Source organism: Catenibacterium sp. UBA627 (assembly GCF_002299355.1).
GTDB classification, from domain to species: domain Bacteria; phylum Bacillota_I; class Bacilli_A; order Erysipelotrichales; family Coprobacillaceae; genus Catenibacterium; species Catenibacterium mitsuoka.
In genome coordinates this window covers 1,475-15,719 of the sequence record NZ_DBPF01000105.1, presented here as the reverse complement: position 1 = coordinate 15,719, position 14,245 = coordinate 1,475, and the positions used below count along the sequence as shown (strand labels likewise).

General features: G+C 34.2%; 14 protein-coding genes, 3 tRNA genes, 2 pseudogenes and 1 riboswitch. Of the genes and pseudogenes, 16 read left to right on the top strand and 3 right to left on the bottom strand.

The window, feature by feature from the left end:
* The first annotated feature begins 40 nt into the window (after positions 1–40).
* Positions 41–207: riboswitch (Lysine riboswitch) on the top strand.
* 62 nt (positions 208–269) lie between these two features.
* The 3 genes from B2S90_RS06685 to B2S90_RS06675 are packed head-to-tail and all read left to right on the top strand — an operon-like array spanning position 270 to position 2,571.
* On the top strand, positions 270–1,085 hold the full coding sequence (locus tag B2S90_RS06685; protein ID WP_278861526.1) for a transporter substrate-binding domain-containing protein: 816 nt from the start codon (positions 270–272) through the stop codon (positions 1,083–1,085).
* Positions 1,086–1,093: 8 nt separating this feature from the next.
* Positions 1,094–1,822: an amino acid ABC transporter permease gene (locus B2S90_RS06680; RefSeq protein ID WP_286696765.1), complete on the top strand. Its 729-nt coding sequence runs from the start codon at positions 1,094–1,096 to the stop codon at positions 1,820–1,822.
* An 11-nt stretch (positions 1,823–1,833) separates the two neighbouring features.
* Positions 1,834–2,571 (top strand): amino acid ABC transporter ATP-binding protein, encoded by a 738-nt coding sequence (locus tag B2S90_RS06675; protein WP_147556366.1) that lies wholly within the window; start codon positions 1,834–1,836, stop codon positions 2,569–2,571.
* 126 nt (positions 2,572–2,697) lie between these two features.
* Here the strand turns inward: B2S90_RS06675 and B2S90_RS06670 are convergent.
* A tRNA-Arg gene (locus tag B2S90_RS06670) sits at positions 2,698–2,774 on the bottom strand.
* A gap of 149 nt (positions 2,775–2,923) precedes the next feature.
* Positions 2,924–3,000, bottom strand: a tRNA-Arg gene (locus B2S90_RS06665).
* A 177-nt stretch (positions 3,001–3,177) separates the two neighbouring features.
* Between B2S90_RS06665 and B2S90_RS06660 the strand changes: the two genes are divergently transcribed.
* From B2S90_RS06660 to B2S90_RS06615, 10 genes and pseudogenes are all read left to right on the top strand, one after another.
* Positions 3,178–3,555 (top strand): YbaN family protein, encoded by a 378-nt coding sequence (locus B2S90_RS06660; RefSeq protein WP_286696766.1) that lies wholly within the window; start codon positions 3,178–3,180, stop codon positions 3,553–3,555.
* A pseudogene (locus B2S90_RS10935) lies at positions 3,536–3,852 on the top strand (nitrous oxide-stimulated promoter family protein). Before B2S90_RS06660 ends, B2S90_RS10935 begins: the two are co-directional and overlap by 20 nt.
* Positions 3,853–4,084: 232 nt before the next feature.
* Positions 4,085–4,489, top strand: coding sequence for an ABC transporter transmembrane domain-containing protein (locus B2S90_RS06650; RefSeq protein WP_338122063.1), 405 nt, complete (start codon positions 4,085–4,087; stop codon positions 4,487–4,489).
* Between the two features lie 4 nt (positions 4,490–4,493).
* A complete protein-coding gene (locus B2S90_RS06645) occupies positions 4,494–4,622 on the top strand; it encodes a hypothetical protein (RefSeq protein ID WP_270467612.1) in 129 nt (42 codons plus the stop codon).
* Positions 4,619–5,587, top strand: coding sequence for an ABC transporter ATP-binding protein/permease (locus B2S90_RS06640; RefSeq protein ID WP_286696764.1), 969 nt, complete (start codon positions 4,619–4,621; stop codon positions 5,585–5,587). Before B2S90_RS06645 ends, B2S90_RS06640 begins: the two co-directional genes overlap by 4 nt.
* A 34-nt stretch (positions 5,588–5,621) precedes the next feature.
* A pseudogene (locus B2S90_RS06635) lies at positions 5,622–7,289 on the top strand (amino acid ABC transporter ATP-binding/permease protein).
* Positions 7,290–7,346: 57 nt separating this feature from the next.
* Positions 7,347–8,180, top strand: coding sequence for a histidinol-phosphatase HisJ family protein (locus tag B2S90_RS06630; RefSeq protein ID WP_286696763.1), 834 nt, complete (start codon positions 7,347–7,349; stop codon positions 8,178–8,180).
* A gap of 126 nt (positions 8,181–8,306) precedes the next feature.
* Positions 8,307–8,383, top strand: a tRNA-Arg gene (locus B2S90_RS06625).
* A gap of 159 nt (positions 8,384–8,542) precedes the next feature.
* Positions 8,543–9,037 (top strand): hypothetical protein, encoded by a 495-nt coding sequence (locus tag B2S90_RS06620; RefSeq protein WP_286696762.1) that lies wholly within the window; start codon positions 8,543–8,545, stop codon positions 9,035–9,037.
* A 5-nt stretch (positions 9,038–9,042) separates the two neighbouring features.
* Entirely contained in the window at positions 9,043–9,300 is a 258-nt protein-coding gene (locus tag B2S90_RS06615; protein WP_270467616.1) for a DUF3592 domain-containing protein, read from the top strand.
* Here B2S90_RS06615 and B2S90_RS06610 read toward each other — a convergent pair.
* Positions 9,293–9,793 carry a hypothetical protein gene (locus B2S90_RS06610; RefSeq protein WP_278779989.1) on the bottom strand — a complete coding sequence of 167 codons (501 nt, stop codon included), beginning with the start codon at positions 9,791–9,793 and terminating at the stop codon, positions 9,293–9,295. The two genes, B2S90_RS06615 and B2S90_RS06610, sit on opposite strands and share 8 nt — an antisense overlap.
* Positions 9,794–9,895: 102 nt before the next feature.
* On the opposite strand from B2S90_RS06610, the gene B2S90_RS06605 reads away from it, so the two are divergent.
* From B2S90_RS06605 to B2S90_RS06595, 3 genes are all read left to right on the top strand, one after another.
* Complete coding sequence (locus tag B2S90_RS06605; protein WP_147556363.1) at positions 9,896–11,593, top strand: ribonuclease J; 1,698 nt, start codon at positions 9,896–9,898, stop codon at positions 11,591–11,593.
* Positions 11,594–11,639: 46 nt separating this feature from the next.
* Entirely contained in the window at positions 11,640–13,868 is a 2,229-nt protein-coding gene (locus B2S90_RS06600) for an FtsK/SpoIIIE family DNA translocase (protein ID WP_055288725.1), read from the top strand.
* Between the two features lie 96 nt (positions 13,869–13,964).
* Positions 13,965–14,245: BMP family ABC transporter substrate-binding protein (locus B2S90_RS06595; protein ID WP_286696761.1), on the top strand; the 281-nt coding region annotated here is incomplete at its 3' end.

Sequence of the window (14,245 nt, the reverse complement as noted above, 5' to 3'; positions counted from 1 at the left end):
ATTTTATATCTTCCTATTATAATGAGCATGTAAAGTCAAATATAAAGATAGAGGAAGCGATGCATCAGAGTAATATGAGGAGTCGGCAGACTAAGAATCATATGAAAGGTAATCATCGCCGAAAGAAGATAAGCGGCAGCTTGTTGTCTTGGTGATTCAGGAAATACCTGTCTCACTCCTTCATGATGAAGAGGCGTTATCTTATCGTTAAAAGCTATACGATAACGTATGGCTTTTTTTCTATTTTTATATAGAAAGGGGAAATAATTATGAAAAAGACTTTAATTACGCTTGCAGCAGCAGCACTTGTATTATCAGGATGTGGATCATCTCCAAAATCAGATGACAATACTTTTACAGTAGGTATGGAAGCAGCTTACCAGCCATTTAACTGGCAGACTTCTAAGAAGACAGATACTGCTGTTAAATTAGATGGTGGTGCAGGTTATGCAGATGGTTATGATGTTGTCATTGCCAGCAAAATCGCAAAGAAATTAGGTAAAAAACTTGTTGTAAAGAAGATTGCATGGGATGGTTTACAGCCAGCTGTAGAATCTGGTGAAATTGATGCAATCATCGCAGGTATGACTGCTGATAAGAAACGTGAAAAAGGATTAGATTTCACTACACCTTATTATCAAAGTGAAATGGTTATGATTGTAAGAAAGAACAGCACTATGACTTCATTCAATGATATCCAGCAGTTCTCAGGTTATAAGGTAACAGGTCAGAAGAATACAAACTATGATACAATCATTGACCAGATCAAGGGTGTAAAACATCAGACACCTAAATCAACTTACCCAGAATTAGTTGTAGCTTTACAGCAGGGTGATACAGATGGTATTACTGCAGAATTACCAGTTGCGAATGGTATCGTACAGGCCAACCCAGATCTTGCAATTGTTAAGTTTGCAGATGGTCATAACTTCAATGTAGATACTGCAGTATCAATTGGATTAAAGAATAATACTCGTAAAACAGCTGAATTTAAAAATATTCAGAAGGCTTTAGACTCTATTTCACAGGAAGAAAGATTAAAAATCATGGAAGATGCTGTTAAAAGAGCACCTACTGATAAATAGGAGATAAAATGAAAATAGATTTTCAATATGCATGGAGCCAGTTAATTAATAACTGGCCTCTGTTCTGGTATGGTATTAAGATGACAATCGCTTTTGCGGTTGTTGGTACATTAGCTGGTCTTGTTTTAGGTCTTATTATTGGCGCTATTCGTTGTGTGCCACTAGATCCTCTAGATAAGCCAGTTACAAGATTTTTTAAACAGTTAGGACGTTTTATTACAGGCTTTTATGTATGGGTATTTCGTGGAACACCTATGATGGTACAGGCCGTATTCCTTTATTATTTATTTAAGCCAGTATTAAATTGGAATAACTTCACTGCAGGTATGGTTATTATTTCAATCAATACAGCAGCTTATATGGCTGAAATCATTCGTAGTGGAATCCAGTCTATTGATGCTGGACAGATGGAAGCAGCTAAGTCTTTAGGCATGACAAATACTCAGACAATGATCAATATCATCTTCCCACAGGCTATCAAGAATACATTCCCATCACTTGGTAATCAGTTTATCGTTAATATTAAAGACAGCTGTATGTTAAATGCAATTTCAGTTGTTGAATTATTCTTCCAGGCACAATCAGTGGCTGGTACTAATATGAGATATATTGAAGTATATCTTGTTGTTGCTGTTCTTTATTTAATTCTTACAACTGTTGCAACATTCGCGCTTAACTACATTGAAAAGAAAATCAATAAGACAAACACAGTAACTATCAAGGATAACTGCGCATAAGGAGGAAAAAAATGGATACAGTCATTGAAATTAAACATTTAGAAAAACATTTTGGAAACCTCCGTGTTCTTAATGATATTGATTTTACTATTGAACGTGGTAAGGTTGTGACTATTATTGGTTCAAGTGGTTCTGGTAAGAGTACATTATTAAGATGTATTAACTTATTAGAAGTTCCTGATGCAGGAGAAATCTTATTTAATGGTCAGAATATTTTAAAGGGAGATATGGATGCTTCTACTTATCGTAGTAAGGTAGGTATGGTATTCCAGAACTTCAATTTATTTAGTAATAAGACAGTATTGGAAAACTGTATGATTGGACAGATCAAAGTATTAAAGAAATCTAAAGAAGAAGCACGTGAGGAAGCTATGAAACAGCTTAAGGCTGTTGGTATGGATAAATTTGCGGATGCATCAAGCACAAAGCTTTCTGGTGGTCAGAAACAGCGTGTAGCCATTGCAAGAGCATTATGCATGAAACCTGAAGTTCTTCTATTTGATGAACCTACAAGTGCTTTAGACCCTGAAATGGTAGGGGATGTATTAGATGTAATGAAGGAACTTGCAAAAGAAGGTTTAACAATGGCTGTTGTTACTCACGAAATGCAGTTTGCAAGAGAAGTCAGCGATGTAGTATGTTTCATGGATCAGGGTGTTATTGCAGAAATGGGTACACCTGAAGAAGTATTTGAACATCCTAAGACAGAACGTGCTCAGCAGTTCTTATCACGTTATTCTAATAGATAAAATATTTACCTGAGAGACGGTTAAAACGCCGTCTCTTTTAATTTAACGTAATAAAGAAAAAGACTAGAGAGCAACTCTAGTCCAAGATAAAATAAAAACCTCGGTTAATTCGAGGTTATTTTCAGATGGCGTCCACGAAGGGATTCGAACCCATGACCGCACGCTTAGAAGGCGTGTGCTCTATCCAGCTGAGCTACGTAGACATTTGATTTCCGACTGCGCATTCATATTACCATACTATACAACATTATGCAATACTTAAAACTAACAAAAACGAAAGAAATATGATTTAAAACCTTTATATAGGTTTTCTCAAAATAAAAACCCCGGTTAATCCGAGGTTATTTTCAGATGGCGTCCACGAGGGGATTCGAACCCATGACCGCACGCTTAGAAGGCGTGTGCTCTATCCAGCTGAGCTACGTAGACATTACTTTTTGACTGCTCAAGTATAATATCATGACTTTTCATGTAATGCAAGTATTTTTTTACATAATTATAAGTGTAGACACAATTAATTATTTTCAAATATAATATCGTAAGTTTTACATAACTAACATATGTTAGTTAAGACTAAATAAGAGGATGACTATGAAATACATCTGAATACTATTAGGCTTTATTAGCTTATTTCTTGGTACTATAGGAATTGTTCTTCCTATACTTTCTACTGTTCCTTTTTATATGACGACAGTATACTTTTTTACAAAAAGTTCGGAAACGCTGCATAACTGGTTTATGCATACAAAACTCAATAAGAAGTATCTTAATAGCTTTGTAGAAAACAGATCCATGACACTAATGACAAAATACAAGATTATGGGGATTGTTACAGTAGTCATGTTGATTGGATTAATATGTATGAAAAATGTTCCTATAGGTAGACTATGTATATTTATTGTATGCATCTTTCATATTTTATATTTATTTATTCGCATTAAGACTATAAACAAGGAAGAGGCAAATAGAAAAGAAAAGACTTAAAGAACAACAGACTACAGAAAAGATGATTCATCTCTATTGTTCAAAAAATCATCATACAAAAAATTTATATCCTGATTGTAAGGAACTGCTCGATTATGCACAAACACGTAGTCAAAGATGCCCATTTATGGAAAAAAAACATTCTGTGCACACTGCAAGGTACATTGTTATAAAACGGAGATGAGAGAAAGAATCAGACAGGTCATGCGTTACGCAGGACCAAGAATGATTATCTATGATCCAAAAACAGCTTTTTGGCATATGTTATGTAGTATAAAAGAAATAATATTATCATAATCAAAACAAGACTCATAAGACTATTGTCGTATTCTAAAAAATATATTATATATACTGTCTTCTGGCAATGGATTTCTTTACTTGCACAAATCAAAGGCGTTTTTACAATTGCTGAACTATTAGATGCTGTTTTAAAAAACACGCTTACTTTTGGTATTCTTAAATCAACATTTCTATTATTGCTTGGAGTAATCGTTATTCGTTATATATGTGAACGTATGAGTGCACGCTCATCTATCTTGTCAGTGTTGATGTCAAACGTATATTAAGAGAAAAGATTTATGACCAGATCCTTCGTACAGGCGCATCTTATAACGAATATGTATCTTCTTCTGAAGTTGTACAGGTCTCTACAGAATGGGTTGAACAGTTAGAAACTTATTTTGGAAAGTATCTTCCTCAATTCTTCTATAGTTTACTCGCTCCTATTACACTCTTTATCATTTTTAGCCAGGTTAATTTAAAAGCGAGTATTATACTGCTGATCTGTGTTCCTCTTATTCCTATTTCCATTGTTGCTGTTCAGAAGTTTGCGAAAAAGCTTTTAAGTAATTACTGGTCAGTCTATACAGGACTTGGAGATTCGTTCCTGGAAAATCTTCAAGGGTTAACTACATTAAAAAATTTATCAGGCTGATAAGATGAAAGCTGAAGAAATGGATAAAGAATCTGAAAAGTTCCTTAAAATAACAATGAAGGTTCTTACAATGCAGCTTAATTCCATCAGTGTGATGGATATCATGGCTTATGGTGGGCAGCTGTCGGTATGATTGTTGCCTTATCAGAATACCTCAATGGACATATTTCTATGTCAGGTACGCTTTATATCATTCTTCTTGCTAGTGAATTCTTTTTACCTTTAAGACTGCTTGGTTTATTCTTCCATATTGCAATGAATGGTATGGCAACAAGTGATAAGATATTTAAGATACTTGATCTACCAATTGAAAGTAAAGGCAAGGAATTATTACCTCATAGTAATTTAGATATCATATTGAATGATGCTCATTTCTCTTATGAAAAGAATAGAGATATATTAAAGGGCATTAATATGACATTACCTAGAGGATCTTTTATTTCACTTGTGGGAGAACCTGGATGTGGTAAGAGCACAATTGCAGGTATTCTTGCAGGTAAGAATAAAGGCTATAGAGGAGATATTACAATTGGTGGCGTTCATCTCAATAATATTAATGAAAAAGATTTAATGAATCATGTTGTTTTAGTAAGACATAATAGTTATTTATTTAAAGGCAAAGTTGAAGATAATCTACGTATGGCAGGTCCTGATGCTACCAAGCAGAAATTAGAAGATGTACTTGAAAAGGTCAATCTATTAGGTTTTCTTAACACACAAGATGGATTACAGACAAAGCTATTAGAAAAAGCCTCTAATTTATCATGGGGTCAATATCAAAGATTGGCGATTGCCCGTGCTCTACTAAAGAAAAATGCTTCTGTTTATATTTTTGATGAAGCGGCTTCTAAAATAGATATTGAAAGTGAAGAACTCATCATGAATGTCATTCATGAATTAGCTAAAATAAAGACTGTACTGCTTATTTCTCATCGTTTGGCAAATGTTGTTAAGAGTGATGTGAGTTACTTCTTACAAGATGGTGAAGTCAAGGGAAATGGCACACACGAAGAATTGATGAGGCAAAATGATGCTTATCAGCACCTTTATGATAGTCAGATTGCTTTAGAAAACTATGGAAAGGAAGGAACTGTATAATGAATAAAAAAAACGTAGAAGTGCAATTCAAATCATGGGACAACTCATTGGTTTACTCAAACCTCTTTTAATTGTTATGGTAGCTGCAATACTTCTTGGTACAATAGGTTATTTATGCGCCATCTTCCTTACTATACTTGCAGAACAAGTGGTTAAGCATGGACTGATCCCAGTACTTTTTTATCGAATGAGAAACACAAGACTTGTCTTTATACCTGTTAAAACAATCATGACAACAATGATCATTATTGCCTTATTACGTGGAATTCTCCACTATCTTGAACAATACTGTAATCACTGTATCGCATTTAGATTATTGGCTATTACTCGCCATAAGGTATTTGCAGCATTACAGAAGCTCTGCCCTGCAAAATTGGAATCTCGTGATAAAGGAAATCTTATTTCCATCATTACAACAGATATAGAATTTCTTGAAGTATTTTATGCACACACTATTTCACCAATTGCGATTGCTTTGTTGACTTCTTTAATCATGGTAGTCTTTATTGGTCATTATCATATTCTTGCAGGATTACTTGCTTTGGTGGCTTAAATTGTTGTGGGCGTTGTTATTCCTATTATTAATGGTAAATTAGGGAGTGAAGAAGGAATGGCTTTTCGAACTCGTTTTGGTGAATTAAATAGCTTTGTATTAGATTCACTATGTGGTTTAGATGAAGCCATCCAGTATGGACAGGGAGACGAAAGAAAAAAAGAACTTGTTAGACGTTCTCAGGAGCTTGCTGATCAGCAAGAATATTTAAGCTTTAGAGAAGGGGCACAGCGTTCTATCACAAATATGGTTATCTTACTTGCTTCATTTGGAATACTTTTCTTAACATTGTCACTTTATCTAAACCATCAATTAGGTTTTGAGGGTATTATTACATGTACTCTATCAATGATGGGATCTTTTGGACCAGTTGTTGCTTTATCTAGTCTTTCTAATAACCTGAATCAAACTCTCGCAAGTGGTGAACGCGTTCTTTCATTACTTGAAGAAAAGCCCTTAGTTGAGGAAATAGAAGGGGACATGAAAAGCAGCAATGTATTTAAAGGGGGATTAATGGATCATGTCACTTTCTCTTATGAAGATGAGACAATTCTTGATGATTATTCTTTAAAACTTGAACCAGGAAAGATTACAGGTATCCATGGTGTCAGTGGTTCTGGTAAATCTACTTTACTTAAATTACTCATGCGCTTCTGGGATGTCAATCAAGGAGCCATTACAATAGATGAAGAAGACATCAAGCAGATTCCTACCAAACATCTTCGTGACATGGAAAGCTATGTCACTCAGGAAACGCATCTTTTACATGATTCAATTGCGAATAGTATCGCAATCGCAAAACCAAAGGCAACACGTGTTGAAATTATGGGAGCAGCTAAGAAAGCCTCGATTCATGACTTCATCATGACTCTTCCAAATGGTTATGATACAGAAGTAGGAGAATTAGGGGATACCTTATCTGGTGGTGAGAAGCAGAGAATCGGCATCGCCCGTGCTTTTCTGCATGATGCACAAATGATCCTTATGGACGAACCCACTTCAAACCTTGATTCACTTAATGAAGGGATTATCTTGAAATCATTAAAAGAATCTTCAGAAGAAAAAACAATCGTACTCGTTTCTCACAGAGTATCTACTATGAATATTGCAGATACTGTTTATGAAATGAAAGATGGAAGAATTTCTTAATAAGAGGATGTTCACGCATCCTTTTTTTCATGCTAATATAAAACTGAGGTGAATATTATGTTGTGCGATTATCATGTTCATACTATCTATAGTGATGACTCAGTGTACAAAATGGAAGATGTTATTAAGGATGGTATCAAAAAAGGAATAAATGAATTATGTTTTACTGACCATGTTGATTATGGAAGCAAAAGAGATGTAGATGATCCTCTTGGTCCCGTATATCTTAATGGTCAGCCAATTTCTAATGTTGATTATCCTGAATATTATAAGGAATATCTATACTTAAAAGAGAAATATAAAGACCAGATGACTTTAAAGTTTGGATTGGAATTTGGTATTCAGGTACATACCATTCCAAAATATGACGCTCTATTTAAACAATATCCTTTTGATTTTATTATTCTTTCTATTCATCAGGTAGGTGATCTGGAATTCTGGACAGGAGATTACCAAAAGGGTAGAACAGAAAAAGAATATTATGAAAGATATTATCAGGAGTTATATGATGTCGTGAATCTCTATCATGATTATAGTGTTCTAGGTCACATGGATCTTATTAAACGTTATGATGATCATGATGGTTATGACAGTTTTAATAACCACAAAGAAATGATTACGCAAATTCTTGAGACAGTCATAAAAGATGGCAAAGGAATTGAAATCAACACTTCTTCTGTACGTTATGAGATAGGTGACCTGACACCTTCTAGAGATATCTTAAAATTATATTTAAAACTAGGTGGTACAATTATTACAATCGGCAGTGATAGTCATCAAGAAGATCATTTAGGTGCTTATATAGAGGATACAAAAAAAGAACTAAAAGAACTCGGCTTTAAACAATATTGTACTTATAGTCAAATGGTTCCAGAATTTCATGATTTATAATATTCAAAAAAAATTGAATAAACCATGTGTTTCTTAATTTTGAAGAAAATACAAGTATTTTTATGTAAAAAAAGGCTTGCATTGCATCTCTTGGCATGTTATTATACATGAGCAGTCAAGAGAAATGTCTACGTAGCTCAGCTGGATAGAGCACACGCCTTCTAAGCGTGCGGTCATGGGTTCGAATCCCCTCGTGGACGCCATCTAGCAATTACCTCGGTTTATCCGAGGTTTTTTTGTACATTATTTTAAAAAGAATTTATTTATAACACCTTATTATAGGCATTATGAGTGCTATCTTACGAGAAATATTTATTAAAATCCTTTATAATCATAGATGTAGAAAGGAATTGGTGATGAATATGTTAAAAAATGAACACTCTTTATATCGTTTGATGAATATTTATATGAATGATTCCCTTGCCGGAATTCGTTTCTTTTATAATATTAAGTGGCCAGAAGGCTATCATTGTGAGGAATGTGGCAATTCTCATTATATATATGATCAGGAAAACAGATGCTTCATATGTGCAAAATGTGGCCATAAAGAAGATCTACTCGCACATACTGTTTTTTCTGAATGTCTAGATAATCCAAATTCACTTATATTAGGATTATATTTATGTTTGACAAGTAAACGCAGAGTAAGTCAAAAGGAACTCGCTCAGCTGGTAACTATTCCAGTTAAGAGTGCTGCAATTTTGATTAAAAACACTGAAATGCTAGATGAATGTAATATCAGAGAAGATATTATTAAAAAGATGTTTGAAAATAGTGAAAGTCCCTTATTAAAAAATGTATCTTATACTAAAAACAATCAGTCAAATCGTGCTATAATACCTACGAAAGCAGGGTGATTAGTATGACAGAAACAACTGGTTCAATCATTAATATAGTAAATACAGGTCAAACAATTACATTAACAGTAAGATATGTGGTGGATCATCATGTATATGCTCTTAAAGAAGAAGCTGTTTTAAAGCCAGCAAAACAATTACTTTTGTTTAAGTCAAAAAGAAAAGTACCTGTATTAGGTACTTTAAGAGTAGGGCAGGAAGTCGCTGTCTATTATGATGAAAAACATCCAAGTGCTGCTTATCTAAAAGATAACATCAAATAGAGCGTTTATAAGCCTCTAAAAAGATGATAAAGGACAAAAAGGCAAGCCATTCAAAAAGACCTGTAATATCTGCGAGAAAGCATAGTACAGTCGTTAACATGATACATAATGACATCAATAGCTGTAATAATTTATAAGCTAAGTATGTATTGGTTTGATGTAAGTCATAGAGAATCATTGCGAAAGTGATGACTACAAATACGATTCCAATAAAACCAGCATAAGTGTGACATTCTGAAAAGAAATCATGACTTGATCTTTTAAAGGGCATAAATAAGCTAATTATGAGACATATCCCTGATATATGGACAAGTGCTTTGCGTTTGGTTATCTTATAGAGCTGATACCAGTAATACATCAAAAACACAAAAAAGAAGCACTGCATTGGATAATGATATTGTGCCATGCTCATGACACCCGATAGATTATTGCGTATTGGACTGAGTCTTGTCGCAAAATAGGCAAGTATTGTAAGAAAAATGATGTGTACCATAAAAACCTCCTGCTTCATTATAACGGCTTCTATTTGAGAAGAGTAGAAAGATATGCTAAAATATATTAAATGTGATAAGTTGAACATATTGAAAGGAGTTTTATGAAACACAATAATGTTAAAATCATGCCTCTAGGTGGTCAGGCCGAAGTAGGCAAGAGTATGTACAGTATAGAAGTTAATGGAAAGATCTTCATCATTGATGCTGGTTATCGTTTCCCAGATTTGGATAAACTTGGTGTTGATATTATCATTCCAAGTTTTGATTATTTAATTGAAAGAAAGAAGGATATTGTTGCTATTATTATTACACATGCACATAATGATGTAATGGCTGCACTTCCCTACTTATTGAATGCAGTTCAGGGTGTTCCTGTCTATGCACCTAGTTTAACAGCCGATTTAATTGAAATGATGATTGATCATTATCAGAGACATCAGAAAAAAAATCTTCATATGGAATTGATTCGTGTAAGACGTGATGATTCTATTAAGATTGCAGGTATTCCAGTAGAATTCTTCCCTGAAACACATTCTATTCCAGGAAGTGTTGGTGTTGCTATCTGGACACCTGATGGATATGTTGTTTATGGTGGAGAATTTATTATTGATTTTGGTTCTCCTGAAGGATTTAGATGTAATATCCAAAAGATGATGGAAATTGGTAAGAAAGGCGTTCTTGCCTTAATGGTTGAATCTTCAGGAGCAAGCAATCCTGGTTATACTTCACCAAATCACAAACTTACAAATAAGATTGAATCTATGTTTGAAGATGCATCTGGCAGAATTATTATTTCTTCTTATGCCCAGAATGTCTTTAGAACAAAAGAAATTGTCGAACTCACTAAAAAGTATCATCGTCAGATTGTCTTCTATGGACGTGATAAATATGACCAGACAAATAGTATTATTCGTCTAGAAAGAACAACACATAAGCCTGTTATTACTGTTCCAAGTAAATATCTTGGCAAGAAAGAAAATGTTGGTATTCCCGCTAAGGATTCAAGTTATGTTATCCTTTTGAGTGGTGCACCTAATACTATTTATAGTGATATTTGTGATATTCTTGATGGTGGAGATGAATTATTAAAGATCAGAGAAGGCGATACATTTATTGTTGCTTCTCCAGTACTACCTGGTACAGAAAAGATTGCGAATAAAGCTCAGAATGATTTATTCAGAACGCCAGCAGATGTTCATATTCTTAAGAATAAACAATTACCTTCAATGCATGCATCTATTGAAGACATTAAAGTATTTATTCAGTTATTTAACCCTAAATACTATGTACCAATTAAAGGTGAATACCGTCGTTTTGTAGCCAATGCACATATCGCAAATGAAATGGGTATTGATAATGATCATATTGTGATTTTAGATAATGGTGAAAAGTGTACTTTCGAAAATGGACAACTTGAAGAGGGTAGAGAAGTTATTGAAATCGAAGATGTCATGATTGATGGTATCGGCGTTGGAGATGTGGGTGAAAAGGTTATTGATGACCGTATTCAATTATCTAATGATGGTATTGTTGTTGTGGGTGTCACTATTGATGCACGTACAAAAGAAATTATTGCCCAGACAGACTGTCAGACTCGAGGATTTGTTTATTTAAAGGATTCTGGTTATGTCATCAAAGAAATCATTAACATCTGTGAAGGCGTTGTCTCTAAGTTAAAAGATGATCCCCAGATGGATGTTCAGGATATACGTAATGAGATGAAAGAACTATCTATGCGTTATATTATGAAAGAAACAGGAAAAAAACCTGTATTTATTGGTGTTGTAGTAGAAATCTAAGCAGGATTTATTCCTGCTTTTTACAACTATGGAAGGGAGTGAAAATATGGCTGAAAAGAAAACAAAAAAGCCTAAAAAAGCACCTGTATCAAAACAGCCGAAAAAAGAAGAAAATAAATCTAATAAGATAAAAACAAGATTAATTGCTTTGTTTTTATTATTTATATTCTTTATAAGCATATGCCAATTAGGAATCGTAGGTAGATTTTTCCATACACTTATGGTTTATATTTTTGGTAGTATGATGATTTATCCTATTCTTATCATACTTTCTATTATATCTGCTTATTTTGTTGTTAAGGGTGAGTCTCCTAAATGGAAGGGTCCTCAGGCAGTAGGACTGATTATGATGATTATTGGTATACTGCTTATTTGTACATATGCCGGTAATATGCATTCAACAGGTAGTATGAATAATTATATAAAGCATGATGGTGTGACAAGCGGAGGTCTTATCGGTTCATTATTATATGCCCCTTTAAGTGCTTTATTTTCTCCTATTGGAACTCTTATTTTTGGTATTATTTTGCTGCTAGCTGGTCTTGTATTATTCTCTAGTAAGTATATTCATCAATATAAGATAAAACAGAATGAACAGGAAGCACAAAATGCAGTAGAAGTGTTTGAAAATAAGAAAGAGAAAACTAAAGTCAAAGATTTCTTTGCCCCTAAACAGAAAGAAAAAGGATTCTTCCCAGATAAAGTATTTGAAGAGAAAGAACCTTTAAAGGAACCAGATATTGACCTCACTTTCAATCAAAAGAGCATGCGTCTTGATATTGAAAAGAAGAGACCTAAAAAGATGGAATACAAAGATGCTGTTTATCAGCTTCCTTCATTTGATTTATTGAATCCTATTCGTAATACTGGCAACTTATCAGAAGAAGCCAAACATGCAAAAAGCACAGGCAGGATTCTTGAAAACATGTTTGAAGAATTCGGTGTCAATGCGAATGTAGTACATCTCTATATTGGACCCACTGTTACTAAATTTGAAATCAAGTTAGAAGCAGGAACTCGTGTCAATCGAATATTACAGTTACAAGATGACATTCAGCTTGCTTTAGCTGCAAAAGAAATTAGAATTGAAGCACCTATTCCAGGCAAGCCTTATATAGGTATCGAAGTACCTAATAAGACAGCAGCTATGGTTCCATTTAATGAAGTCTATCAGCTTTCTATGCGTGATCATACATGGGATAATAAGTTAGCTGTTCCACTTGGTAAAGATGTATCTGGTAACTTGATTGTTGCAGAACTCAATAAGATGCCTCATTTACTTATTGCAGGAGCAACTGGTTCAGGTAAATCAGTCTGTGTGAATTCTATTATTACTTCTATTCTTATGAAAGCAACACCGGATGAAGTAAGACTCATTCTTGTTGACCCTAAAAAGGTTGAATTATCTAACTATAATGGCGTACCTCATTTATTATCTCCTGTTGTCACTGATCCTAAAAAAGCAGCTGGAGTATTACAGCAGGTTGTTGCAGAAATGGAAAGACGTTATGAAGTGTTCGCAGATAATGGACAGCGTAATATGGAATCTTATAATGTCTATGCAAAGAAGTTTAATGAAAAAGCCAAAGAAGAAGATAAAAAAGAAATCATGCCTTATCATGTTGTCATCCTAGATGAAGTAGCTGATTTAATGATGGTCGCTTCTAAAACAGTAGAAGACTGTATTATGCGTATCTCACAGATGGCACGTGCGGCAGGTATTCATCTTATTGTCGCAACACAAAGACCATCTACTGATATTATTACTGGTGTTATCAAAGCGAATATTCCATCACGTATTGCCTTTGCAGTATCTTCTAGTGTTGACTCACGTACAATATTAGATGCAACAGGAGCTGAAAAACTGCTTGGAAAAGGGGATATGCTCTTTAGTCCAATGGGTTCTAGCTCACCAGTACGTGTACAGGGTGCTTTTGTGGCAGATGAAGAAGTGAGTCGTGTTGTAGAGTTTGTTTCTAAACAGATGGATGCAAACTATGATGATAATTATGTCAATGCGAAAGAAGTATCAAATGGCGGATCTTCAGTCAATGATTCTTTAAATGATACAGAAGAAGAATATGAAGAATGTCGTGAATTTGTCATTAAAGAACAACGTGCAAGTACTTCTTTATTACAAAGAAGGTTCAGAATCGGCTATAATAAAGCAGCTCGTATCATGGATCAGTTAGAACAAAATGGTGTTATTGGCCCACAGATAGGTTCTAAACCAAGGGAAGTTTATATTCGAGGTTATAGCGAAGAAGATATTTAGGATATCTTCTTTTTTTGATTAATTAAGCGGTAACACTTTATAAAGTAGCATTAAAGTGTTAAAATGATTATATATCAAAAGGAGGAATTGAATAATATGAAAAAGCTTATGGCATCTGCTGTAGTACTTTCAATGGTACTCGTTGGCTGCGGTTCAGGTAAAGAATCTAAAAAACCAGAAATCGCTTTAGTCACTGACTCTGGAGGAATTAACGATAAGTCGTTCAACCAGTCAGCTTGGGAAGCGGTAAAAGAGTATGGAACTAAGAATGATAAAGGTTATAAATATTATAAACCTGCTTCATTCGATACTGCTGGTTATAAGGATCAGATCAAGAACGCTGTTGACAATGGTGCAAAAGTCGTTGTTTTACCAGG